The 22,870-nt window shown below is 67.8% G+C and carries 19 protein-coding genes; 9 read left to right on the top strand and 10 right to left on the bottom strand.

Annotated elements, in window-relative coordinates; translation table 11 throughout:
* Positions 1-2: 2 nt before the first annotated feature.
* The 9 genes from B0E53_RS09175 to B0E53_RS09135 all read right to left on the bottom strand — a co-directional run bounded on the left by B0E53_RS09175 (position 3) and on the right by B0E53_RS09135 (position 9,799).
* Positions 3-740 (bottom strand): phosphotransferase, encoded by a 738-nt coding sequence (locus B0E53_RS09175; protein WP_107075630.1) that lies wholly within the window; start codon positions 738-740, stop codon positions 3-5.
* Positions 737-1,552 carry a class I SAM-dependent methyltransferase gene (locus B0E53_RS09170; RefSeq protein ID WP_107075629.1) on the bottom strand — a complete coding sequence of 272 codons (816 nt, stop codon included), beginning with the start codon at positions 1,550-1,552 and terminating at the stop codon, positions 737-739. The genes B0E53_RS09175 and B0E53_RS09170 overlap by 4 nt, the downstream gene beginning before the upstream one ends.
* 24 nt (positions 1,553-1,576) lie before the next feature.
* On the bottom strand, positions 1,577-2,098 hold the full coding sequence (locus tag B0E53_RS09165) for a topology modulation protein (RefSeq protein WP_107075628.1): 522 nt from the start codon (positions 2,096-2,098) through the stop codon (positions 1,577-1,579).
* Between the two features lie 51 nt (positions 2,099-2,149).
* Positions 2,150-3,196 carry a hypothetical protein gene (locus B0E53_RS09160; protein ID WP_107075627.1) on the bottom strand — a complete coding sequence of 349 codons (1,047 nt, stop codon included), beginning with the start codon at positions 3,194-3,196 and terminating at the stop codon, positions 2,150-2,152.
* A complete protein-coding gene (locus B0E53_RS09155) occupies positions 3,181-4,890 on the bottom strand; it encodes a carbamoyltransferase C-terminal domain-containing protein (RefSeq protein ID WP_107075626.1) in 1,710 nt (569 codons plus the stop codon). The genes B0E53_RS09160 and B0E53_RS09155 overlap by 16 nt, the downstream gene beginning before the upstream one ends.
* Positions 4,887-5,840 carry a thymidylate synthase gene (locus B0E53_RS09150; RefSeq protein ID WP_107075625.1) on the bottom strand — a complete coding sequence of 318 codons (954 nt, stop codon included), beginning with the start codon at positions 5,838-5,840 and terminating at the stop codon, positions 4,887-4,889. Before B0E53_RS09150 ends, B0E53_RS09155 begins: the two co-directional genes overlap by 4 nt.
* A gap of 18 nt (positions 5,841-5,858) precedes the next feature.
* Entirely contained in the window at positions 5,859-6,827 is a 969-nt protein-coding gene (locus tag B0E53_RS09145; protein WP_107075643.1) for an NAD-dependent epimerase/dehydratase family protein, read from the bottom strand.
* A gap of 714 nt (positions 6,828-7,541) precedes the next feature.
* Positions 7,542-8,441, bottom strand: coding sequence for a ribokinase (locus tag B0E53_RS09140; RefSeq protein WP_107075624.1), 900 nt, complete (start codon positions 8,439-8,441; stop codon positions 7,542-7,544).
* Complete coding sequence (locus tag B0E53_RS09135) at positions 8,438-9,799, bottom strand: helix-turn-helix transcriptional regulator (protein ID WP_107075623.1); 1,362 nt, start codon at positions 9,797-9,799, stop codon at positions 8,438-8,440. Before B0E53_RS09135 ends, B0E53_RS09140 begins: the two co-directional genes overlap by 4 nt.
* Positions 9,800-10,620: 821 nt before the next feature.
* Here B0E53_RS09135 and B0E53_RS09130 point away from each other — a divergent pair.
* The 9 genes from B0E53_RS09130 (at position 10,621) to B0E53_RS09095 (ending at position 21,053) form a co-directional block, all read left to right on the top strand.
* Positions 10,621-11,247 carry a GPP34 family phosphoprotein gene (locus B0E53_RS09130; protein ID WP_246835307.1) on the top strand — a complete coding sequence of 209 codons (627 nt, stop codon included), beginning with the start codon at positions 10,621-10,623 and terminating at the stop codon, positions 11,245-11,247.
* Between the two features lie 63 nt (positions 11,248-11,310).
* Complete coding sequence (locus B0E53_RS09125; RefSeq protein ID WP_107075622.1) at positions 11,311-12,807, top strand: APC family permease; 1,497 nt, start codon at positions 11,311-11,313, stop codon at positions 12,805-12,807.
* 11 nt (positions 12,808-12,818) lie between these two features.
* Positions 12,819-13,475: a GNAT family N-acetyltransferase gene (locus B0E53_RS09120; protein WP_107075621.1), complete on the top strand. Its 657-nt coding sequence runs from the start codon at positions 12,819-12,821 to the stop codon at positions 13,473-13,475.
* Positions 13,476-13,869: 394 nt separating this feature from the next.
* On the top strand, positions 13,870-15,096 hold the full coding sequence (locus B0E53_RS09115) for a CRISPR-associated endonuclease Cas3'' (RefSeq protein ID WP_246835306.1): 1,227 nt from the start codon (positions 13,870-13,872) through the stop codon (positions 15,094-15,096).
* A 7-nt stretch (positions 15,097-15,103) separates the two neighbouring features.
* Entirely contained in the window at positions 15,104-15,364 is a 261-nt protein-coding gene (locus B0E53_RS09110; RefSeq protein WP_107075620.1) for a hypothetical protein, read from the top strand.
* Between the two features lie 90 nt (positions 15,365-15,454).
* Positions 15,455-17,434 (top strand): AAA family ATPase, encoded by a 1,980-nt coding sequence (locus B0E53_RS09105; protein ID WP_107075619.1) that lies wholly within the window; start codon positions 15,455-15,457, stop codon positions 17,432-17,434.
* Between the two features lie 14 nt (positions 17,435-17,448).
* Positions 17,449-18,960 (top strand): UvrD-helicase domain-containing protein, encoded by a 1,512-nt coding sequence (locus B0E53_RS09100; protein ID WP_107075618.1) that lies wholly within the window; start codon positions 17,449-17,451, stop codon positions 18,958-18,960.
* Between the two features lie 509 nt (positions 18,961-19,469).
* Positions 19,470-19,607, top strand: a complete 138-nt coding sequence (locus B0E53_RS37455; protein ID WP_168215280.1) for a hypothetical protein — start codon at positions 19,470-19,472, stop codon at positions 19,605-19,607.
* A 189-nt stretch (positions 19,608-19,796) separates the two neighbouring features.
* Entirely contained in the window at positions 19,797-21,053 is a 1,257-nt protein-coding gene (locus B0E53_RS09095; protein WP_146167633.1) for a hypothetical protein, read from the top strand.
* Positions 21,054-21,165: 112 nt separating this feature from the next.
* Here B0E53_RS09095 and B0E53_RS36955 read toward each other — a convergent pair.
* On the bottom strand, positions 21,166-22,870 hold a 1,705-nt coding region (locus B0E53_RS36955; protein ID WP_210406005.1), incomplete at its 5' end, for a hypothetical protein.

Raw genomic sequence — 22,870 nt, 5'->3', positions numbered from 1 at the left:
GGTCAGCTCCGTGAGAACGGATCGGGCCAGGGCCGGACAGCGGGCCAGGGGTGCCGGTAGCCGTTGCGGCCGAGGTAGCGGAGTGTCAGCAGGTGGTGCAGCTCGGCGAATTGGTGCAGGTCAGCGGCGTGGAACGGATGGGGTGCCGCTGCGGCACGGTAGGCGTCAACGCAGTAGGCGAGGGTCTGTTCGTCGAGGCGGCCGTAGGTCATGGAGGCGGTGACGAGCAGTCCGGCGAGGTCGTAGCCGAAGGGGGCGAGGGTCAGGTCGTCGAAGTCGACGACGGCGATGTCTTCGCCGTCCACGAGGTAGTTCCGAATGTTCGGGTCCTTGTAGAAGGCTGTTGGCGGGCTGGGGCGATCGAGTAGGGTGCCCACTGCCGCCGCGTCGACGCCCGCGGCAGCGGCAGCGCGGTGCAGGGCCGCGCGGCGTGGGTTGGCGAAGTCCGGGATCACCAACCCGGTCGCCGTGGTGTGGGGTTGGTTGAGCCGGGCCGCGTGAAGTTCGCGCCCGTGTGCGGCAGCGTGCAGGCGGCCGAGCGTCGCTGCTACCCGTGGCAGGTCAGCGACCTCCAGTGTGTGCCCCGGCAGGCGCTCGAAGATCAGATGCCGCGCGTCGCGCGCCAGTAGGCGCGGGAGGCGTACATCGGCGTCCAGGCTGGTGAGCCAGGCGTGATGGGCGGCAGCGGCGGAGCAGCGCTCCGGGTCGTCGTATCGCTTGACGAAGATCCCGCCGCTCATAGCCGTACCGCCACGGCGAAGCTGACGGTGGACCGCGCCGTGTATGGCGGAGCCGGCAGCCGTTGCCGCAGGATCGCGGCGAGGGCGACGGCTCCGCCCGCCGGGGTGATCCGGTATTTCGGTGTGGTGGCGAGATACTGAGCCAGGTGTGCCGCGTCGGCGAAGCGGAAGACATGTTCTTCATGCCGAATGTCGAGCACGGTCAGGCTGGTGGTGGCGATCTCGTGCAGGTTGCCGCTGTGGAAGCTTTCGTAGAGGCTCGGTCGTTGCCTGGCGTGCGGGTCGAGACCGGCGGCATGGACGAGATGGTCGAATTCGACGTAGCTGTCCAGCGATTTGGTGACCAGGACAGCGGTGCCGCCGGGGCGTAGGCAGCGGGCGATCTCCGCGACGGCGGTGGCCGGCGTCGGCGAGTGGTAGAGGCAGAACGCGGCGACCGCCGCGTCAGCTACCCGATTTGGCAGGGGTAGGTGGTGAAAGTCGGCGCGGACCACGGAGGCGGCAGCGCCGGCCTCGTCGAGGCGGTCGCGGGTGGCGGTCAGTAGCGCGGCTGAGGCGTCGACAGCGACGAGGCGGTGGGGACGGAGCCGGGTGGCCAAATGCAGGGCCGTGGTGCCGCGTCCGCAGCCGATGTCGAGTACCACCGGATCGGGTGGAAGCCGCGCGGCGAGCAGGTCGGCGATCGTGACGGCGGCATCCCGTCCGCTGATCTTGGCCTGGTGCAGGGCCTGGGTGCGGTGCACGAGCCGGGCGGCGCCGCGGTAGAGGTCGCCATGGACCAGTGCGCGGTCAAGGAACGGGTTGGCCGACATCGGTCGCCTCCCGTCCCGCTGTGGTTAAGGCAAGGGCTGGTGTTCGTCCCGCACGCGGTTGATCAATTGGTTGGCCTGCCGCCGGCTGGCGAGGGTGAGAAGCCGGACGTGAGGTCCGTGTTCCCGGACAAGGCTCTGTACCCGGGGGCGCATACTGCGCCGGTAGCCGAGGATGTACCGGACGAAGTTCCAGGTAATGCGGTCGTAGACGCCATCCTGGTGGTGTTGCCCGCCTCGGTAGCGCCAGCGCCGCTGGGCAATGCCCCACAGGCAGGTGGCGGCGGGTAGGTCGAGGAAGATGACAGTGTCCGCGGCGGCCAACCGGATGGGTAGGGTGCTGGCGTAGTTGCCCTCGATGATCCACCGTTCTCCGGCGACGAGTTTCTCCTGCTGGGCGGCGAACTCGTCCTGCGGCAACGGCTGCCACTGCTCGTCGTAGTAGACGGCGTCGAGGTGCGTCAGTGGCGCGTCGAGGATCTGGGCCAGCTGCCGGGCGATGGTGGATTTGCCGCTGCCGCCGCAGCCGATGATGGCGATCCTGTCCATGGGTCTCCAGGGTAGGTGTCCGGGGACGTCGCGCCGGGGCGACACGGTGAGTCATGATGCCACCGATTCCGGGTGACGCAGGAGGCGGTCGAGCACGTCCACCTGGGTGGAGAGCCGGAACGGGTCGAGGTGCCTGAGGCATTCGGCAATCAGCTGGACGTGCTCGCCGGTGCCGGCGATCTCGGTGAGCCAGCCGACGCGGTGTCGGACGTCGGTGGCGTTGTGGACGATCAGGGATGGCGGGACGAACGCGGCGCCGCATCGGACGTCGGCGGGGAGGAGCGGCGCGCAGCCGGCGAGGACGGCCTCGAAGATCCGCTGGGTCATCTGCCCGGCGGCGGCGTAGCGGGCGGGCAGCAGCAGGACGGTGGCGAGGGCCTCGGCGTAAATCTCGGCGACGCGGGGGAAGGCGATGCGGCCGACGAAGTACAGGTCGGGCCAGCGTGTGGTGTCGGTCCACTTGCCGGCGACCAGGTGAGGCAGTTGGGTCGCGGCGGGCGCCAAGTAGGTGTCGAAGGCGTCATCGCGGTCGTACTGGTTGCCGACGTAGACCAGCGGGGTAGACCGGGCCAGAGCGGCCAGCGCGGCGGGGTCGGCGGCGTCGATGGCCGCGTCGGCGACGGGGAACAGCAGCGGCACGGCGCCGGGCGTCGGGCGGAGGGCTGGTTCACACACGGTGACGTTGTGGGTACTGCGGAGCGGGTCCGTGGCGGGGAGCTGCCGGTCTTTGTCCCACAGGATGGTGGGAGTGCCGAGCTGGTGGGTGTAGTGGGCGAGCAGGTCCGCCTGGCGGTGCAGGTCGCAGGTGTGCCCGGGCCGGCCGCATGGAGTGGTGTTGCGGCCGGGGATGGGCCAGCGCCATTCGAGGAACAGCGCGTCGATGTCGGGTAGGCCGACGTCCCAGCCGTAAGGGCCGGTGAGGTCGTCCCCTGCCTCGCACAAGTCCCGGTTGAGCTGGAGGAAGACAATGGCGTGGCCGGCCGTGCAGAGTCCGTCGACCAGGGTCCGGCGGTGGCTGCGGCCTCCATCCGGGGTGTCGGTGATGCCGGGGCCGAGGAACCCCCAGAAGCTGTAGCCGATCCTCACTTCGTCACCCACCAGTCTCCGATGAGCAGCGCGTCGAGGCCGGATTCGACGAGGCAGTCGAGGGCCATGTCGGGTGTGCCGCAGATCGGCTTGCCCTTGATGTTCAACGAGGTGTTGATCAGGACGGGGTGTCCGGTGATCTCGCCGAAGGTGCTGAGGACGTCGGCGAGGAAGGGGTGCTGTTCGCGGGTGACGGTTTGCACCCGGGCGGTGCCGTTGATGTGCACGATTGCCGGTAGTTGGTCGCGGGTCAGGTCGGTTACGGGCGCGGCGAGCGACATGAACGGCGAGGGGTGGCGCAGGTGGACGTATTCGGCGGCTTTGTTGGCGAGGACGACCGGGGCGAACGGCCGGAACGGTTCGCGGAACTTGACGGTGGCGTTGAGTCGTTCGACTACACCGGCGTTCAGGGGCGAGGCGAGGATCGACCGGTGGCCTAGGGCCCGCGGCCCGGCCTCCAGCTCCCCGGTGAACAGCCCGACGATCTCGCCCTCGGCCAAGCGCCGTGCCAGGTGGTGCGCGGGTTCGGCCAGGCCGGCCGCGTGGAGACCGGGTCGGGGTGCGGCTGGCAGCGCCAGGCCGGGGTAGGCGGGGCCGAAGTAGCAACGCTGGGCGATGTCGACGGGCGGACGGCCGGTCACATCCAGCCAGGCTGCGGCTGCGGCGCCGATCGCGGTGCCCGAGTCACCGGGTGCCGGCGGTACATGTACCTCGTCGACGATGCCGGCCTGGGCGATGAGACCGGCCGCGACGCAGTTCATCGCGACCCCGCCGCCTAGGCAGAGCAGTCCGGATCCGCTCAAGTGGCGGGCCCGGGTCGCGAGATGCAGCATCACCTGCTCGGTGCGCTCCTGCAGGGCGCCGGCCAGGTCCGCGTGGACGGGCTCGACTGGCGCCGCCGGCGAGCGGGGCGGGCAGGTGGCGGCGGCGAAGGTGGGCGTGACTCGGCCGTAGCGGCTGGAGAGCACCCGCAGGGCGAGCAGTGCCGGATCGAGGGTGAACCCGTCCGCGGTGAGCCGGATCGCCCGGGACATCAGGGCCCGGAAGCGGGCCGGGTCGCCGAGTGCAGCCAGCGCCATCACCGTGCCTTCCTCATCGCCGCGTCGCCAGCCGAGGTGCTCGGTGATGGCCCCGTAGGCGTAGCCGAGGGACGCCGGATCGTTGATCGCATGCCGCAGGTCAAGGATGAGTCGCGGGCCGTCTCGGCGGGCGTGCCAGGTGGTGGTGGTCTGCAGCTCGCCGAGGCTGTCGACGATCACTACCGCTGCGTCGTTGACCCCGGAGGCGAGGAACGCGTACAGGGCGTGGGCGCGATGGTGCTGCACGGGCTGGAGGCGGGCGCGTGGGAAACGCTGGGACAGCTCCCGCATCCGGGCCTGGTTGCGGCGGTGAACGGGGGTGAAGCTGCGGGCACGCGCGAAAGCTCGAGTGCGGCTGGCGGGCTGCCGTAGGTGGGCGGGCAGTTGGCCCAGCGCGGACAGGTAGCGGCGCCCGTCGAAGTTGTACGCCACCGTGGTCACGTCCTGCGGCGACAGGCCCGCCTCTTCGAGTAGCCAGGTGACGGCATGCGCCGGGTACGCCTTGCTGTGTTTGATCCCATCGAGGCGTTCCTCCTCGACGAAGCCGACCAGGTGGCCGTCGACCAGTAGCGCCGCCGCCGAGTCATGCGTGTACGCGCATAGCCCGAGCACCACGCTCGCGGTCATGACAGGTGCCCGGAGGGGAGCGTTGCCGGCGTGAGGTGTTCGTACCAGGCGGTGAGGGCGGTGCCGAGCGGGCCGGGCGTGTGGTGGGCGAGCTTGCGCGCCTGGTCCCGCTCGCCGGTCTTCCAGACTCGATAGCCGGCCAGCACGCGCCCGAACGTGTCCCATGGGCTGCCGTCCCTCAGGCTGCTCTCGCCGGAGATGACCTGCGTGAGGACGGCATCCAAGCTGGTCCAGGCCACGGATATCGGCGGCATCTCCGTGACCTCGGGCTGGTGGCGGAGGCATTCGGCGGCGGCCGAAGCATGTTCGGCGTACAGGTGCAGCGAGTCGATGTGGTGGTGGTACTCGCCGACCTCGACTCCGAGCCACCCGGCCATCAACTCCTGGAGGAGGGTGGTGGCGAAGATGTCGTACGGGAAGCCGAGCCACAGGTCCTGGCTGCGCATGCTGGTGTGCATCACGAGACGGCCCTGCCGGATGAAGAACCGGTACCCGAGCGTGCACGGCACATCCCGATAGCCGCGGTGGTCACGAGACGGGTCGTAGATCTGGATGACGGCCTGCCGCGAATCCCGGTCGGACGACAGCTTCCGCGCGACCACGTCGAGTTGGTCGATGCTGCCACCCCATCGGCGGATCCGCGGCCCGTACGCGCCCTGCAGCACGCCGTCATCGGCGTACCGGCGCAGGTTGTCGTTGAAGTCGAAGATCCACGGGTCGTCGGAGCCGGAGAGGATCCACAGGGCCTCCGCGACCGCGAACGCCGGGTTGATCACGCGGGCGGGTGGGACGGCGACCAGCCGCCGCCGCGGGTTCGTCAGGCACAGGTGCGCGCCGACGACCTCGGTGGTCATCAGGTCGCGGGGGCAGGCCGTTCGGCCGTTGAGCAGCACCGCCTGGCAGGCGGCGGTGAACAGCTCGCTCGCGGAGTCCGCGGTTAACACGATCATGTGAGGGTTCCTTCGGGGTCAGGAGGTAAAGGCGGCGAGTCGGTCGCGGGAAAGGTTGACCAGCCAGGCGGACTGGCGGGCCATGCCCTCGTGCAAACCGACGGTGGGCCAGTAGCCGAGCAGCTGGCCCGCGCGGGTCAGGTCGGCCGACGTCGACGGAACGTCCCCGGGCTGGGCGTCCGCCACCTGGACCGGGATGTGCCGGCCCGTGACCTTGGACGCCTCCTCAATGGCGCCGCGCATGGAGACGCTCGCCCCGCCGCCGACGTTAACCACGGCGTACCGGGTATCCACGTGGGCGGCGGCGATCGTTGCGGCGATGACATCGCCGACGTAGGTGAACTCCCGCCGCTGGCTGCCGTCGCCGAAGATCGTGATCGGGAAGCCGGTGTACGCGGCGAACAACAGTCGACCGATAGCCATGTCCGGTCGCTGCCGCGGCCCGTACACGGTGAAGTAGCGCAGCGCCAGGACGGTGAGCCGGCTGTCGGGGCGGCGGGCGTGGGCCAGGCACAGATGCTCGGCGGCGAGCTTGCTCACCCCGTACGGCGAGACCGGACAGGTCGGGTCAGCTTCACGGCTGGGCCGGTTCGCCGGGCCATAGACGCTCGACGACGAGGCATACACCAGTCGCTGCACGCCCGAGCGGGCACAGGCGTCGAGTAGCCGGTGAGTGCCGATCACGTTGGCCTGGGCGTAGTCGACAAACTCCGTGCCCCACGACGGTCGGACTCCTGGCCGGGCGGCCAGGTGAAACACGGTGTCGCAGCCGTCCACGGCGTCGTCAAGCCGGTCGGAGGACAGGTCCCGGCACAGCGGGGTGAATAGAGGATTCCCGACCGCTGCCGCTAGATTTTCATCCGCAATGGCGTGCTCACCGAGCCGGCGACGGTCCAGGCCAACCACCTCGACACCACGAGAGAGAAGCGCATCGACCAGATGCGAGCCGATGAACCCGGCAGCACCGGTCACCATCGCCCGGGCCATCATCGCTGCCCGCCCATTCCGGACCGCTGCGCGAACACCCGCTGCCACACATGCGTGAGGAGGGGCGGGTCGGCCAGCGAGACCGTCGCCCGGCCGGTAGCTGCCCGCGCCGAGGCGGGAGTCGAGGGGCGGTGGGTGTCTGTGCTGCCGGCGGGGGCGTGCCGCAGGCGGCGGTTCCATGTGTCAAGCACACGAACACTGAACGCTGAGTGGCCGGATGTCGGGCAGCCTCGACACAAAATTCCGACATGACATGTGCGGACGTTCCCGCAAGCGGGTTTGCGCCCTGCACGGAATCCCGTGCCTCCGTCGGCCGCTAACGCTGCGGTAGCGTGCACCGATGCGGCCCAGCTATGCGATGAGCTGAAAGCTCCTCTGTCAGCGACTGCTGAGATGCCCTAGTGCACGTCCGAGTGCCACAACCTGGCTTGTTTCCGCTTGACTTCCCGACTTGCCGTCCGGGTTCGCGGAAACCACGCCTTAGCTGGTGCGTCTGCAGAATGGACGGCAACAGCAAGACGAGGCGGACCGCCTGTCAGGCCAGGCGCCTAATACCGGCAGTGGCAGATCGGTGCCACCGCTCCGGGTGCCACGATGCCGTCAAAGGCCAGCAGGCTGACTCTGCCTGGTGAGGTGATTGAAAGTCGGCATGGTTATCAATGGCGTTGTGGAGTGGTTGAGCAGTGAACTCGCTTCCCCGAACCAGGGTTGCAATCAGGGCAGAGGCGGCTTCGCGGTGTGGGCTCCGGGGTGCTGGACGGCGTGGGAGCCGGCGTCCACCGCTGCGGTGATGGCATCCCAAAGCGGGACGTGGCGGGCTAGGTTGACGGCCAGGTGGCCCAAAAAAGCGTCACCAGCCCCGGTGGTGTCTACGACTTCAACGGTCGGCGCGGGAACCGTGCCATGTCCGCCGGGATGTGTGTACGCGGCGCCGTGGGGACCGGCGGTAACGACGACGGTACGAGGGCCGAGACGTTGAAGCGCATTGGCGGCATCGAGGGGGTTGTCCGTGCTGGTGTGGAGGATGGCGGCGGCTTCGTGATGGTTGACCACGAGGACGTCGAGGTGCTGCAGGGTGGCCGGGTCAAGCTCGGGGTGGGGAACAAGGTTGCCGATCACGATTGACTCGCGGCGGTGACGCAGCAGTGCGGTTACGGGTTCGGGCGGCAGATCAAGCTGGACGACCACTGCCTTCATGGCAAGGCCGGTCATGGCGTCATTGACGTCCTGCGTGGTCAGCTCAGTGTTCGGTGAGAGGGCGAGGGTGATGTAGCTTTCGCCGTCGGGGGTGACCTCGATGATGGCTGCCCCGGTGGTCGCCCTGCGGATAGGCCGCACGTAGCGGTCGTCAACTGCCGCGTTGTTGAGGGTGGCTTTGATCTCGCGGCCCCATGTGTCGTCGCCGACATTGGCGATCAGGGCGGCGCGCCCGCCGCAACGCGCTGCAGCGATTGCCTGGTTGAGGCTTTTGCCGCCAGCGGTGAGAGCCAGCGAGGTGCCGATGCTGGTGCGGCCCGGGCGGGCGCGGTGAGGGACGCGGATAGTCAGGTCGATGTTGGCCCGGCCGATAAAGGCCACGTCGACGCTGTCCCCGGGACTGCGGCCGCCGGTCATGAGGCCGTCAGGGCGTCGTGTAGTTGCTTGGCCCCTGGCTCGGTCGGAAACTTCGCGAGCTGGCGATCGACGGCTATGACCTCACGCTGGATACGTGCCGAGCTGGTGAGACGGGCTAACTCGAGTGCAGCGAGCGCAGCGAGAGCGGCCTGTTGGGGTTCACCGGTAGCGATATGGGCGGCGGCGGCTCGAGCCAGGTAGCGGCCCCGCTCGCGTCGGTACGACTCTGGCCACTCCGTCAGAGCTTGATCAAAGCACCGGGCGGCGGCCTGAGGCCGGCCCAGCCGTAGCCAACCGTCGCCTTCCTGAGCGGACACGTAGGGGGAGGTGCAGAAGGACCCGAGGCCGCCGTTGCCTGCGTCGGCACTGTTGGCGAGGCGCTGAGCGTCCTCGATAGCTGCCTGGAACGCTGCGCTGTCGCCGTCGACAGCGTGCCCGTGCGCCCGTTGCACTGCGGCGAAGGCCCGTACTTGGCTCCGAATGCTGCTGGCACGTTCGGCAGCATGAGCGAGTCCGAGCACGCGGTCTTGATCGGCGGCGTCGACGGCGCGCTGTGCCATGCGTGCGAATACGTATGCGGTGAATTCCGCGTCGCCAGCTTCCTGGGCCATGACCAAGGCCTGGGCGAGCCACCAGTCGCCGCGGTCACGGTCGCCCAGGTCGTCGCTGAGCCACCCTGCGAACTCCGCCCACCGGGCCTCTGTGCATAAGAGGGCGTTGCGCAGATCGCCGCGAGCAGCCCTGCGGTAGTCGGCGATGTGGCCCAACTGCTGACGTGCGGTAGGAAGGATGGCGGCAGCCCCTATTCGGTTGTCAGATTCCACAAGCACCGACCGCAGCGCGGTGAAGTGGTCCACGAGGGCCGGATCAACATTCTTCGCCCTGGCGGTTGCACTCTCACTTGTAAGCGACGACACGAGGCCGCTGGAGGCTGCCTGCAGAAGCGCGCGGCGGCTAACGGGGATCTGCACGTCTCGCCTGCCTACCACAGCCGTCACCATAACGGTCTCCCCGTCTGGGTTGGCCTGCGTGCCGGAGACCGTGGCGGTGGACACTTCCGCCAGTACTGACGCAGCGAATGCCGCTGAGCTTCTCTCGCGCTGGTACCGCTGCTGCATGGCGACGGTCCGCTCGTACGCGGCGACGAGAGCACCGTTGGCGCAGAGCACAACGTCACAGCGCTCCCAGAAGGTTCGGCCAGGGCGCTGCCGTCCGATCTCTGTGTTGGCGATGGTGCTGCGGCCGGAGAGCACCCGGGGTGCGAGAGAGTGCTGAGTGTGACCGGCGGCCTTACGAAGAGCGGCCAGCTGCTGTCCGAGCGCTCGCCACGCCTCGCCCGCATCGTGTTGGTCCGCCATCCTTGCCCTCCCGCAAGATTGGGCCGCGCCTGACGCCTTAGGGCATAACCCAGCACAGATTAGAGGCCGTCTTCGATTGGACGCTCGCCCTATCGTGCAATCGCGAGTACGCCCACGAGGCAGGCAGCTCGCCTAGCCAGCCCATGTTAGGCGACACCCGGACACCGGTGCGTCCATCGGGGCAGGCCGTGGAGCAGCACGTCCGCGACGGCCTCCCCAGAGCTCCACCAATTGACGGAGCATCAGGCGTTCTGGCTGTCGGAGGAATGTCGGACCTAGCCGTTGAGGCTAGCCGACATTGATTCACGTCGCCTTAAGTCCAACTGGACACATCATTAGATAATGATCATCAGGGGAGCAGCTGTGGGCATGCAGGCCCGAGAGGCGGCCCGGGAGATGGAACACATCATTCACGCTCTGGACGTTGGCCGCGGCCACCTGGCCGCCCCTGGCGGAGCTGCCAACGTGCGTGAGCTGCGCGGAAAAGCAGATCCGCTCACCGCTGCTTGCGTTCGTCATCCAGGCCGGGGAGTCGACCGCTCGGGTGACGCATCACCTACGGAAGCAGTCCCGCACATGAGCCGGGGTGCAGACCGCCCGCACGCATGGGCCCTCGAGGAACTGCCCCGGCACCCAGGCGGGCGCGACGTCCTCAAGGAACTCAAGATCCCGGTGCCCGTAGAAGCTCCGATTGAGGAAGGCCAGTAGCGGTGATCCCTACACCTCCTGGCGCAGAAGATCACCGACCGGCAGTGCACCTGCACCTGGAGCCCACACCCGCAAGGCACCGGCAGGCCCGGGGGACTGGCTCGGGTCGGCCGGTGCTGCTGGCTGACGAGTTCTTCCTGATCGCCCACGACGATCAGACCGGCCGTCCCCGCCTGCACCAGAGCGCGATCACTCACGGGTTGGCCGCCGCGCTGCTCGGCGAGTTGGCCGCCGCCGGTCGGATCTCGTTCGACCGGGGGCGCATCTACGTGCTCGATCACCGGCCGCCGGCTGACGCGCTGCAACACATCGTCTTGGACCGGCTTGTCGGCGAACCTCAGCACACCGCTACCCGCACGTGGCTGTCGTATCTTGCCGCGACTGCGCACGAGGAGGTGGCGCGACGGTTGTGGCAGGTCGGCAAGGTCGAACCGCAGCAGCAGCGGCGCTTCCTCCGCACGGTCACGGTGCACGTTCCGACGGACATGAACGTCGCCGCCTGGTCGTGGGCCCGCCTGTCAGCGAAGCTGCGCCAGTACGAGGAACTGGACGCGTTCGACCTCGCTTTGGCCGGCATCGCCGTGTCCTGCCGCCTGGACCAGTTCATTCTCGACGGCGCGCCCTACGCGGTCGGCGCGCATCTGCGGCGCCTGCTGGCGGCCGCTCCGCAGCCGATGCGTGAACTCCTCGCCGACCTGGATACGGCGATCGGTCACACCGTTCTGAGTCACCGCACCTGAGCGCAGCTGCGGCGCACCACCCCACCGTTCACCCTTCAACCCCGTGAGAGGGGCAGCTTTCCCATGTCCAGACATCACCCTGACACCGTGTCCGCGGTGCTGGCGCGCGGCCGGCTCGGCATCCCCGCCGTGGTGTTCTTCGTCGTGGCGGCCGCCGCGCCGCTGACGGCCGTCGCCGGCGGCGCGACCACCGGATACGCCGTCACCGGCGTGCTCGGCATCCCCCTGGCCTATTTGGTGGTCGCGGCGGTGCTGGCCCTGTTCGCCGTCGGCTATGTGGCCATGTCCCGGCGGATCGTCAACGCCGGAGCGTTCTACACCTACGTCACCCGGGGCCTCGGCAGGCCGGCCGGAGTTGCCGCCGCGATGATCGCGCTGGTCGCTTACAACAGCATGCAGATCGGCCTGTATGGCGTCTTCGGCGCGGTTCTGTCCGGGTTCCTGAATGACCGGTTCGGGATGGACACCACCTGGTGGCTGTGCGCCTTGATCGCCTGCGCGGTGATCGCCGTGCTCGGCGTGCTGCGCATCGACCTCAACGGCAAGGTCCTCGCCGTCCTACTGGTCGCCGAGTGCGTCATCGCGCTGGTCTATGACGCTGTGATGGTTGCCCGACCCGTCAACGGTGGCGGCGTCAGCTTCGACACCCTCGCCCCGGGCAACCTGATCGGGCCTGGCATCGGCGCCGCCCTCGTCACGGGGATCGCTGGGTTCGTCGGCTTCGAAGGCACCACGGTGTTCGCCGAGGAGACCAAGGACCCCCAACGGACGGTGCCCCGCGCCACGTACATCGCCGTGGCGGTCACCGGCCTGCTGTACGGGCTGTCGGCGTGGGCCATGTCCGTTGCCACCGGGCCCGACCAGATCGTCGCAGCCGCCCAGACCGAGGGCACCGACCTCATCTTCAACCTCGTAGCCCCGCACCTCACCCCGTCGCTGGTCACCCTCGGCCGGTGGCTGTTCATCACCTCCCTGTTCGCCGCCCTGCTGTCCTTCCACCACACGGTCGCCCGGTACGCGTTCGCGCTCGGCCGCGAACGGGTCCTCCCCAGCGTCCTCGGCCGGACCAGCCGGCGCACGGGCGCGCCGAAGGCCGGCTCGATCCTCCAGACCGCCCTCGCCCTGGTGGTGCTCACCGGGTACGTGCTGGCCGACGCCGACCCGATCGTGCACCTGTTCTTCTGGCTCACCTCCCTCGGCGCGCTCGGCGTGCTGATCCTCATGACCGGCACCTCGGTAGCCGTGGTCAGCTACTTCACCCGGACCGCCCACCTCGACGGCATGTGGCGCACCACGGTCGCGCCGTTGCTGTCCGCCCTGGCCCTCGGCGCGATCCTCGTCGTCACCGTCGAACAGTTCGACGCCCTCCTCGGCGTCGAGCCGACCTCCCCGCTGCGATGGATGTTCCCCGCCAGCTACGCCGTCGCCGCGGCCATCGGGCTGGCGTGGGCGTTCACACTGCGCGCCGCCCGACCCGACGTCTACCGGACCATCGGTCTCGGCGCCGACAGCGCGACAGCGCCCCTACGCACCTTCGATCCCATTCGCCAGCCCGTCTGAGGAGGCCCAGCATGGTAACGCCCCGCACCGATCTCACCGTCCGGCAGGCCACCGCCGACGACGTACCAGCGCTGCTACCCGTGCTCGCGGAAGCGTTCTCCACCGGAACAGTCGCCGAATGGGCGGTCCCCGAGCCCGCCGACCGGCTGAAGGTATTCACCGGCTACTTCCGGTACATGCTCGCCCTCGGCCTGCACTACGGCAGAGTCGACACCACCCACGACCTGACCGGGGTCGCGATTTGGTACCAGCGCGACGAGACACCCTTACCTCACCCCGACCACATGTACGGGCTGGAGGAAGCCACCGGCCGGTACGCGCCGAAGTTCCTGCTCCTCGACGCGATGTTCGAAGCCCGCCACCCACGCCTGCCGCACGCCTACCTCGCCTACATCGGCGTCAACCCGGCCCTGCAGAGCCGGGGCGTCGGGTCCGCGCTACTCGCCCACGCCCACCAGGCACTGGACGCCGAGAACCTGCCCGCGTACCTGGAGGCCAGCAACCCCCGCAACCGCGACCTGTACGCCCACCACGGCTACGACGCCGGGCCGCCGATGCAGCCCACATCGGCCGGGCCACCCTTCTGGCCCATGTGGCGCGGCCAGCTCAACGGGGGTGTCCGCGCGTCGTTCCCACCACCCAATCCGTACTACCGGCGGCCGCGGTGAACCCCCGCCATGACCACCTCCGTACGCCGGGCGCGCCCGGCCGATGTTCCCGCCGTCACCGCGCTGCTGGTCGACGCACTGTCCCGGGACCCGGTCGCCGAGTGGCTGGTGCCGGACGCCGACAACCGGGCGGACGTCCTGCACCGGCTCCTCGACCCCTTGATCCACAGCCAAGCCAATACGCAGGCTTGCCGCCTTGAGCCGGAGGAACCCGGACAAGGCTGGGCGATTATCTTCCCGGCGCCCTTACCCAGGCGCGGGCGGCGGCTGCATCGCGTCACCTCGACACGCCGAACAAACCAGCAAGCACCGATACCTCAAGGCACTGGTGTTGAATCCCCGATTCATTGGCGAGGCAATTCAACGACGTTCGTAGGGACCGTTCGTGTCTGGTATGGGATCGCTCTGGGCGCACAGCCCTGCTCCTGGTAGCAGCCGGTGGCATTCTCTTGCAGATCATCTACGTAGCACAGCAGAACTGGCCCGACGGTTTACCGTCCCGTTTGGCGGGGGTGACGTGGCGTACTGGCTTGGTGCGCTGCATGACGTGGGCAAGGCCGCCTGCGCCTGGCAGGACAAACTTGCTGCTGTCGCATCCACCGGCCGCCCTGTCGGCATCGACCATAAGTCACTCGGCGCCCGGATCGCGCACGAACGTGGACTCGGCGCCTTCGCCGGCGCAATCTTTGGCCACCACGGTGGGCTGATCGATGCGCCACAACTGCGCGCGGCATTCCGGGGTCGACTTGCTGACGCGCCCAGCAACGTGACGTCCGCGGAGCGCGAACTGCCCAGGCTGTTGCCGGGCCTGCCGGAACGGCTCGACCGTCTGGTGCCGGCGGACTGGCGGGCGGATCCGCTGGTGGGGGAGATGGCACTGCGTCTGTGCTACAGCGCTCTGGTCGACGCGGACAGCCTGGACACCAGCGCGCACTTCCAGGGATTGGCCAGCCCACGGGTGCGACCGGACGCCGACTTCGGCCACCTCTACAAGCTGTTCGAGCAGCGGCGGCGTGACGAACTCGCCGGGCGCGGCGGCACACCGATCGGCAGTCTGCGCGAGCAGGTCTACGCAGACTGCCTCGCGGCGGCTGATCGGGATCGTGGGGTGTTCCGCCTCGGTGCGCCGACCGGGGCGGGAAAGACCCTCGCGAGCGGCGGGTTCGCGCTGCGGCACGCGGAGAAGCATGGCCTGCGTCGGGTGATCGTGGCGGTTCCGTTCCTCACCATCACCGAGCAGAACGCCGCCGTCTACCGTCGGCTGCTCGACGAAGACGCTGCTGAGCCGATCGTCCTGGAACACCACAGCCAGGCCGACTTCGACGACCCGAAAGCCGGCCGGTGGGCGCGGCTGGCAGCCGAGAACTGGAACGCACCGTTCGTCGTCACCACCTTCGTCCGGCTCTTCGAATCGTTGTACGCCCGCAAGCCATCGGCGATGCGCCGAGTGCACCGGCTGGCCAATTCGGTGATCGTGCTGGACGAGGTGCAGGCGCTGCCGCACGCAATGCTCGCGCCGATCCTCGACGGACTCCGGCTGCTCGTGCGGCACTTCGGTGCGACCGTGCTGCTCTCCTCGGCGGTCCAACGGCGACCTCACCGTCATACAGCTTGCAGTTGAAGCGGACGTGAAGCGGTGGAAGCTCACGCACCGACACGTCGACCTGATGCATATTTTTCAGTCCAGGGCCAAGACGCTGGGAATCTCCTCACCTGTCCTGGGTCCTTGGCGCGAGCGCGTCGAAAAGCTTGAGAAGGCCAACCGAGAACTCCGTGAGGAGATCGAGGATCTCCGGGCGACTGTGAGCTGCTACGCCCAAGTGATCGACGACCTCAACACCGCGGTCAAGAGTCACAGCCGCACAGATCAGCGCCTGCGAAGCGTCTAATCCGTCTTCTGCGGGTTCCGGTCGTTGTCGCGGTGCGGCACACTGGACCATCGGCAAGTCGAACGGCGCCTATGACACGGGGAACGGCCGATGCATCTCAGCAAAATAGTGATCACCGGGTTCCGAGCCAGCGCCAACGGCGTCCTTGAGTGCACCATCCCAGGACGGTTCTCGGTGCTGCTCGGCGCCAACAACGCCGGCAAGTCGACGATCTGCGATGCGGTCTTCCTGGGCCACCGGTTGCGGTTCCCCCGCCTTCCCAACCCTCCGTCGGCAACTCTCGGCCCCGGCGGCCGCAGCATCATGGTGGAGTACTCGTACGCCGCGAGCCCCACGGACGAGGGGCCGCTGGGCACCAATCTGCAACTGGCAGCGGGAACGGTTAGCACCGGCATCGCGGGAACCTGGACGTACGGGCTGCGCCGGGACCTCGGGCGCGTCGCCACAAACCTGGAACACGCCACCGACCTGATCAACGACATCCGGGTGATCTATCTGCCGGCGTGGCGAAACCCAGTCGACGACCTCGCCCGCCGAGAAGCCCGTGTTCTGGTGGAACTGCTGCGCGCACAGCAGCAGCGGCTAACCGGCAGCCGCAACTTGCGGACGCTGCGGGGCATGGCGGCAGGCTTGCTGGACACGCTGGCCCAGCACGAAATCTTGCAAAGTATCGAGCAGCGTGTCGGTGAACATCTGCGGCATCTCACCGCCGGCGTCTCGCGGCAGTGGCCGTTCGTGCGGGGCCAAGCGGTCAACGACGAATACCTGGCCCGGGTGCTGGAGCTGATGCTCGCTACCGTTGCAGACCGGGCCGAGGCCCGTCAGCTCGAAATCAGCGGGCTCGGGTACGTCAACCTGTTGCACATCGCGGTGACCCTGGCCGCTATCCCGGATTCGACAGCCCTGCACGCGGCCGACACGGCCGCAGACGTCAACGCCCTGGCATTGGGCGCCGCACCCGGCGGTGAAACCGTCACACCGGGCACCGATGAACCGATGATGGATCCGCCGGAGGGAGGCGTCTCGGGCGTGCAGGAACCCGTGGATAGTCCAGACGCACAGGTGACGGCTGCCACAGCCAGATTGGCACAGGCTAAAGCCGAGCGAGATTCGGAGGACGACTCGTTCTTCCCGTCGACGCCGTTCCACGCCACCGTCGTGATCGAGGAACCAGAGGCGCACCTGCACCCGCAGCTGCAGCACGCCCTGGCCCGGTATCTTCGCCAGGTGGTCGAGCAGCGTCCGGAGCTGCAGGTAATCCTGTCGAGCCACGCCACCGACATCGTCACCTCCTGCCTGCCCGAGGAACTGGTCGTGGTGCGCCGTACCGCCAGCGGTGCTCACGTGACACGGCCGGTCGGGCTCCTGCCCCGCGGGGACCGTGACAAGGTACTGCGGTTCGCCCGGCTGCACATGGACGCGACCCGATCAGCAGCGCTGTTCTCCGAACGGGTCGTGTTCGTCGAAGGCGTCACCGAGGCCGCGGTGCTACGACTGTTTGGCCGGGTCTGGGCCGGCGACGATACCGACAAGGCGGCCTTCGTCGACGCGCTCACGATCACGGTGATGGGCTGGAAAGTCGGCGAGTGGCCGGCCCAGCTGCTCGCGACACCCGGCTACGAACTCGCGACCCGAGTCGCGGTCCTCGCCGACAGCGACAAGCAGCCGGACGCGTCGTACGGCCCGCCCGCATGGGTCAGCAGTTACGACCATGACACACTGAGATATTTCATCAGCCACCCCACACTCGAACCATCACTCGTCACCGGCAACGAGGACCTGTTCACCGCCGCACTGCGCGACACCGGCCTGGACGTGCCCGAGCCGCTCGACGTAGCCGGCGTCTACCGACTGTTCGCCAGCAGAAGCTCCGACGGCACCCGCCCGGAGGGTCCCGGTAAGGGGCTGAAGGCGCAGTTCTCCCTCAACCTGGCACAACTGCTGGAACACCGCGTCCGTACCGACCCGGCGACGATCACCGTCCCCGGGCACATCGCAGCGCTCTACGACTTCCTGTCCGACCCGAACGCTGCCCTGCCCGACCCGGTCACCACCGACCTGCCGTTCTGAGCCAGCGGCGACCTATGAGCGCATCAGCGACCGGATCCGCGACACCCGCAGCGCCGGCGGCCAGGGGTAAAGGACTGACCAGCGAACAGCTGCTCGCCGCGGCCGCGACTGAACCGGCTGTGTTCATCGAGGCGGGGCCCGGCTCGGGTAAGACAACGGTGGCTGCCGAACGGTACGGATTCCTGCACTACAGCGCCCTGGCCGACCCTCGGGCGATCGTCGCAGTCAGCTTCACCCGCGCCGCAACCTGGGAACTGCGCCAGCGCATCGTACGCACCTGGGGCCCCGGAGCTCTGCGGTCACCGAACCGCGTCGTCACCATCGACACCCTGCTGCTAGAACTACTCCATCATCTCCTGCGCCGTGGGGAGCTGAGATGGCCGCGAGGACATGCCGACCTGCGGGTCCTCGACAAGTGGAGCACCGCCCACCCTCACACCCGTACCACCACTAAACAGACGCTGACGGTAAGTAACCGAACCATAGTCCAGACCCGGGTTAGGGACTCCCTCGAAGCGCGGATAACCGGCCCGGCGTACTGGGAGAACATCCTCACTGGCACCTGCACCCACGACGACGTACGTGCCGTTGTTGCCGCAGCGTTGAGTGACCGGCACCTCGCTGCGTTCCTCGGCGGCTATTTGGCGGCCACCGTCCGCGGCCTGCTCATCGACGAGGTCTTCGACGCCAACCAGCTCGACCTCGACCTAATCAGCCTAGCCAGGCACCACGGCGTCACAGTGACCCTGATCGGCGATCCGTGGCAGGCACTGTACGAGTTTCGGGGTGCCCGCACCCACCTGATCAACGGTTTTGTCACTGCCCAAGGACTACACACCTATCGACTCACCCGCTCGTTCCGGTTCCGCAGCCCGCACTGCATCGCTCTCACTCGGGATCTGCGCGACCGGAAACCGGTCGCCCTGCCACCGCGTGACGGCGCTGCCCTCGACGTTGTCCTGGCCCACGAGTGGAAGACCCTATGGACCGCTGGCGGCGATGTCCTGCCGATGTCGTTCAACAGCCCCAACACCGTCGAGCGGGCCGCCGCTACCCTGCTGGCGGATCTGGTGACCAGCGCCGCGTTCGGTCAGCGTGCCGTGTTCGCCGAGGAGTCCTACCGGCTGCTCGGCATAACCGACCCGGCAACCCGTGACCGGCTGCGCCCACACCTAATCGACGTACTGGACATCCTGCGTTCGCCCGCGACGACAGCTGTCAACGACACCTGGGACGCCCTCGTGACAGCGATCGGCACCGAGTCCACCCGCCACTTCCGGCCCCGACACCACGCCTACACCGAACCACTCAGGTGGCTGCGGGCGTTCCTGCACCGCAACGTCACACATCCTGTCCCCGGCCTCACAGTGCACCAGGCCAAGGGCCGCGAATGGGAGGCCGTCGGAGTCTGCCTGACCGGCACGGAGAAGGCAGCACTCGCCGGCGGTCTCGACCCGCTCAATAGCAATCACCGCATCCTCTACGTCGCGCTGACCCGCGCGAAGTCAACCCTCGTCGCGCTGTGACCACGTCCCCCGTCGGCACCGGGCACCGCCCACGCATGGCCACCGCGAAGGGCGCGGCTCGCCGAGACCAACCAAGCGGTTCGCTGACGAGCTCAACGTGCCGATCGCCTTCTTCGTCGCCGGCCAGCCGCACGCCCGCATCGACGCGTCGGAGCGCACCTCCCTACCTCCGCACTGCACGGGCATGGCAGCGGAACCAGGCGACCGAACATGTCGATCAGGTGGGTGAGCTCACGTTGGCGCTGGAGAAACGCGTGCAGCTGCCTCTGATCGACCTGCCTAGGTTCGTCGGCGTGGAGATGCATTCCGGTCTCGAGCTTCCCCGTTCCCCGGTCGAGGCCGCCCGAGCACTGCCTGCCTAATGGGGGCTGGGACGGGCCGGATTCCGCATCTGCTCCGGCACCTGAAGGCACACGGCATCGCGGTCAACACTCCACCGCCAGATCATGCCAACCGGGAGGTGGATACCTCTACCGCCTACCTGGCGGGCCGTATGGCAGGCCATACTCGTGTCAGCCGAGGACGGGCAGTTCGCCGGGCATGTGGCGGCGCTTGCTGATGCAGCGAGCGACAAGCTGGGCTTCGACATCGCCAGCGAGACCGCCCCGAAAGTCCTGCGATGGACCGTCGGCATGACGGGCAGATAGGACCTGCCCAGCCACATCCCAAGAAGCCCGCCTCCCGCAGCGCCGGGCCTGCAACCGATCATGAAGCGGCAAATCCACCGAGGGACCAAGTCAACTGGCGGCGACTGCCGAAAACTGAGGCCATTCCTCGGTTTGGCCGCCGATCCCCATTTTTCTAGGATGAATGCGCAACGCAGAGCGGAGGGGCTGTTGACCATCGGCGCAGTCGAACGCCATGTCCAGGGCGCGGACGAGGAGCACACGCCGCTGGACGGTGACGGCTTTCTCGACGGCGCGGCGGCCAGCATGACGCTGGCCGGGGACCTTGCCGGGCGGCCGGGAAGCTTTGTGCTGCTCGCGCCAGGCGGCGTCGGAAAGTCGGTCGTCCTCGACGGTCTGCGGCGGCGGGAGGACGGCCTCGAGGTCGACCTCGTCGGGCTCCGGGGCGCCGACATCGGCCGGACGATCGGTGCGGCGATCGCGTGCGGGAAACCGATTTACCTCGATTCTCTGGACGAGGCCCTGCTTACCGAGCCGGCCCTTGTCCGACTCGTGAACCGGGCGATGTCCGGCCCCGGGACCGATGGGGTCAGGTGGCGGCTCGCGTGCCGCCCTTCGGCCTGGACCAGTTCATTCGTTGACGGCGTCAAGAATTTCGAGAGACTGCGCCTGCTGCCAATGACTCGTGACGCGGCCCGCCGCCTGCTCGCCTGCATCGAGGTCGACGAGGGCTTTCTGGACGTGCTGGCCGCGGCGGGCCGTAGCCGGTTGAGCGCCTCGCTGTTGCACTTCATCGCGGCGGCCCGACAGTGGCAGGAGACGGGTCGTCTTCCCGGCCAGCGCGCAGACGCTCTGGAGTCAGAGGTCCAGCGGCTGCTGGCCGAGCGGGAGGAGCTTCGGCAGCCGTTGCGGACAGGCGCGGACATGCGGCGCCGCACGGCCGGCCGGCTGGCCGTGTTCGCTGCATTCGGCGGGGTCGGCCGGTTCGCGTTCCGCACTGGCGCGGGTCAGACCGCCGTCGCGATCGCCGAGCTGCCGACCGTGCCCGAGCCGGACCGTCCGGACGTCACGATTGGGCGCGAGGTCTACGCGGAGGTGCTCGGCAGCGCGTTGTTCGACACCGCTCCGCGGGACACTGTCGCCTTCCGGCACCAAGAGTACGTCGACTATCTCGCCGCGAAGTACGTGGTGGACCGGGCACCCACGCGGTCGCAGGTCGCCGCCCTGCTCGGCCTGACCGATGGGGTGCTGCCGCGCTCGATGCAGGGCGCACCGGTCGAGGTGTCGGTGCAGCGCCGCGAGGGCTTCCTCGACGGCTGCGGTCGGGTCCGCGGGGGTAGCCGAACCCCCGTCGCGGTCCACCAATCTTCTTATCCGCTGAGACCACCTCGATATTCAGCGGGTAAGGACACTTATCCGCTGATCGTCGATGTGCCGGGCCGGATAGAGCCATTCAACTTTGGTTGACCGCACGAAGTACCTGCGTCACAAAATGATGGGTCAGCTTGCCCCCCGAGGTGCCGCAGCCAGCCGTCGGCCACCTTCGGCTTCGCGTGGGACAACAAACGACGGCTGTCGGCTACAGCGGCCAGTCTGTAATCTCGGCGAACAGGGCTTCCGAGTCGATGTTGAAGTGTCCCCATCCAAGGGCCAGCTCATCGAGGCCCTCGGCCACCATTCGGCGTTGTGAGGCTCGATTAAGTCCGAAGGGGCCCACGACCCGCAGCCCGGTCTCTGATCGGAATACCTCCGAAGTCGCCCCTAGGACCGAAAAATCAACGGCCTCTGCCAGGCTCAGTTGGCGATAGCCGCCACCGCTGTCGGCGCGTGTGCCTGCTCGCACGTGCATTTCGATGAACGGCGGGGCAGCCAGTGGCAGATCGTCGTAGGAGACCGCTAGGGCAGTCGGCAGAGTAAGCGCTGTACTCCACGCCGAGGTTAACACCTCGATGACCTCTGGGAGCGAAAGCCTAATGTCGGCTTCCTCTGTTAGGAAGGCTCCCGAATCCACGAGGGCATTACGCCACGCAGCTAGGTTGATACTCAGATCTACATATCCAATCACAGACGATGAAGAGCGAAGGGTGCCGAGTTGGAGGATCCCGTTCGCTGCCAGTGCTTGGGCACCATCAGGTGCAGTAATGCGGGCGCGCATGTGCGAACTCGTCCCGGAGTGATAGGTGTGTAGTCCGTCTGCTGGCTCCCAAGGCGGTGGGGCAATCCTGGCGCCACGACGGGCAGAAAGGCTTGACAGCACCGCTGCGAACCCCGTACCTGCCAGCAAAGCTTGGTGGTCCGCCCGAACTGCCCTCGATAAGGAACGAGAGCGCTGCGGATACCCTTGCCAGGAAATGTCGAGCACGGCACGGACGACGACGTCTACGTCGTCGCCGTTGGTCCAGTGGCTGTTGTAACTTATCTGGAAATCAAGCTGCGGAATGGGGCGCCACATCCACAGCCCGTGCGGCGATGAGCGACTAAGGCGGCCTGCCGGCCAGCTTCCGCCATCGAGTTCCACTACCGTGGCATCACGGTCAAGAATCAAGGGCGTCCCGTCGGCTGGCGTCTTCGGCAACCCGATCTTGCTGATGCTGGATTCTTGATTCGCATCGCCTCCGGCGCGGCACATGCTCTCCCAGACCTGATACGGCACGACCGCGCAGCCGTGACCGGGTAGCGCGGACAAGATTGGCCCGGGTTGCTCGCCGTTGCCTGAGAGTGGCTGTATGAAGCCGGGGCCAAGCGAGGTAACCGCCTCGGTTGGATGGCCAAGCACTGATTCACCGCCTGCTGCGGCATATGCGGTCTCGAAATTCCGCCTCATCGCGCCTGACCCAACGCCGACAAGCGGAACATGTGGTTTCTCCCGCATCGGTAGCGCTGAGGCGACGGCTTCATGAAGTGCCCGGACGATGTTCTCCCGCGGGCCGTCCAACGCGTTCCATCCTGCCGAAAGCAGCTTTTGAAGGTCGCTGTGCGAAAGCCAATGCGTGGCGTCGCTGTCTCGGATGGGCACCCCGACGGCAGCGGGCGCTCTCCTCCCATCGAGGATATCCGCAATGAACGGCTTGGCCGATTCGTGCTGGCGCGGAACATCGATGGCTAGCACGCCCTTGTCATCATCGATCGGAAAGAAGGTAATGTTAAGTCCTCTGACGTGCGGCTGGACCCGTTCCCGCAGCAGCTTGCGGTAGCGGTCAAGGTCCACTAGGCCGTGTTTGGTAAGGGTCATAGCCATTGGTTGATCGCGGCGATGGTGACGGTGGCTTCGTAACGGACGGCGA

Origin of the sequence: Micromonospora sp. MH33 (assembly GCF_003013775.1) — a bacterium.
In the GTDB taxonomy this organism is placed as follows: Bacteria; Actinomycetota; Actinomycetes; order Mycobacteriales; family Micromonosporaceae; genus Micromonospora; species Micromonospora fulviviridis.
This window is presented reverse-complemented; position numbering and strand designations above follow the sequence as displayed.

Bases quoted from the DNA above. Each gene is read 5' to 3' on its own strand.
- B0E53_RS09175 (WP_107075630.1), bottom strand. From the start codon at position 740: ATGAGCGGCGGGATCTTCGTCAAGCGATACGACGACCCGGAGCGCTGC.
- B0E53_RS09140 (WP_107075624.1), bottom strand. From the start codon at position 8,441: ATGACCGGCGGCCGCAGTCCCGGGGACAGCGTCGACGTGGCCTTTATC.
- B0E53_RS09145 (WP_107075643.1), bottom strand. From the start codon at position 6,827: ATGGCCCGGGCGATGGTGACCGGTGCTGCCGGGTTCATCGGCTCGCAT.
- B0E53_RS09170 (WP_107075629.1), bottom strand. From the start codon at position 1,552: ATGTCGGCCAACCCGTTCCTTGACCGCGCACTGGTCCATGGCGACCTC.
- B0E53_RS09135 (WP_107075623.1), bottom strand. From the start codon at position 9,799: ATGGCGGACCAACACGATGCGGGCGAGGCGTGGCGAGCGCTCGGACAG.
- B0E53_RS09120 (WP_107075621.1), top strand. From the start codon at position 12,819: ATGGTAACGCCCCGCACCGATCTCACCGTCCGGCAGGCCACCGCCGAC.
- B0E53_RS09125 (WP_107075622.1), top strand. From the start codon at position 11,311: ATGTCCAGACATCACCCTGACACCGTGTCCGCGGTGCTGGCGCGCGGC.
- B0E53_RS09155 (WP_107075626.1), bottom strand. From the start codon at position 4,890: ATGACCGCGAGCGTGGTGCTCGGGCTATGCGCGTACACGCATGACTCG.
- B0E53_RS09105 (WP_107075619.1), top strand. From the start codon at position 15,455: ATGCATCTCAGCAAAATAGTGATCACCGGGTTCCGAGCCAGCGCCAAC.
- B0E53_RS09115 (WP_246835306.1), top strand. From the start codon at position 13,870: ATGGGATCGCTCTGGGCGCACAGCCCTGCTCCTGGTAGCAGCCGGTGG.
- B0E53_RS09165 (WP_107075628.1), bottom strand. From the start codon at position 2,098: ATGGACAGGATCGCCATCATCGGCTGCGGCGGCAGCGGCAAATCCACC.
- B0E53_RS09150 (WP_107075625.1), bottom strand. From the start codon at position 5,840: ATGATCGTGTTAACCGCGGACTCCGCGAGCGAGCTGTTCACCGCCGCC.
- B0E53_RS09100 (WP_107075618.1), top strand. From the start codon at position 17,449: ATGAGCGCATCAGCGACCGGATCCGCGACACCCGCAGCGCCGGCGGCC.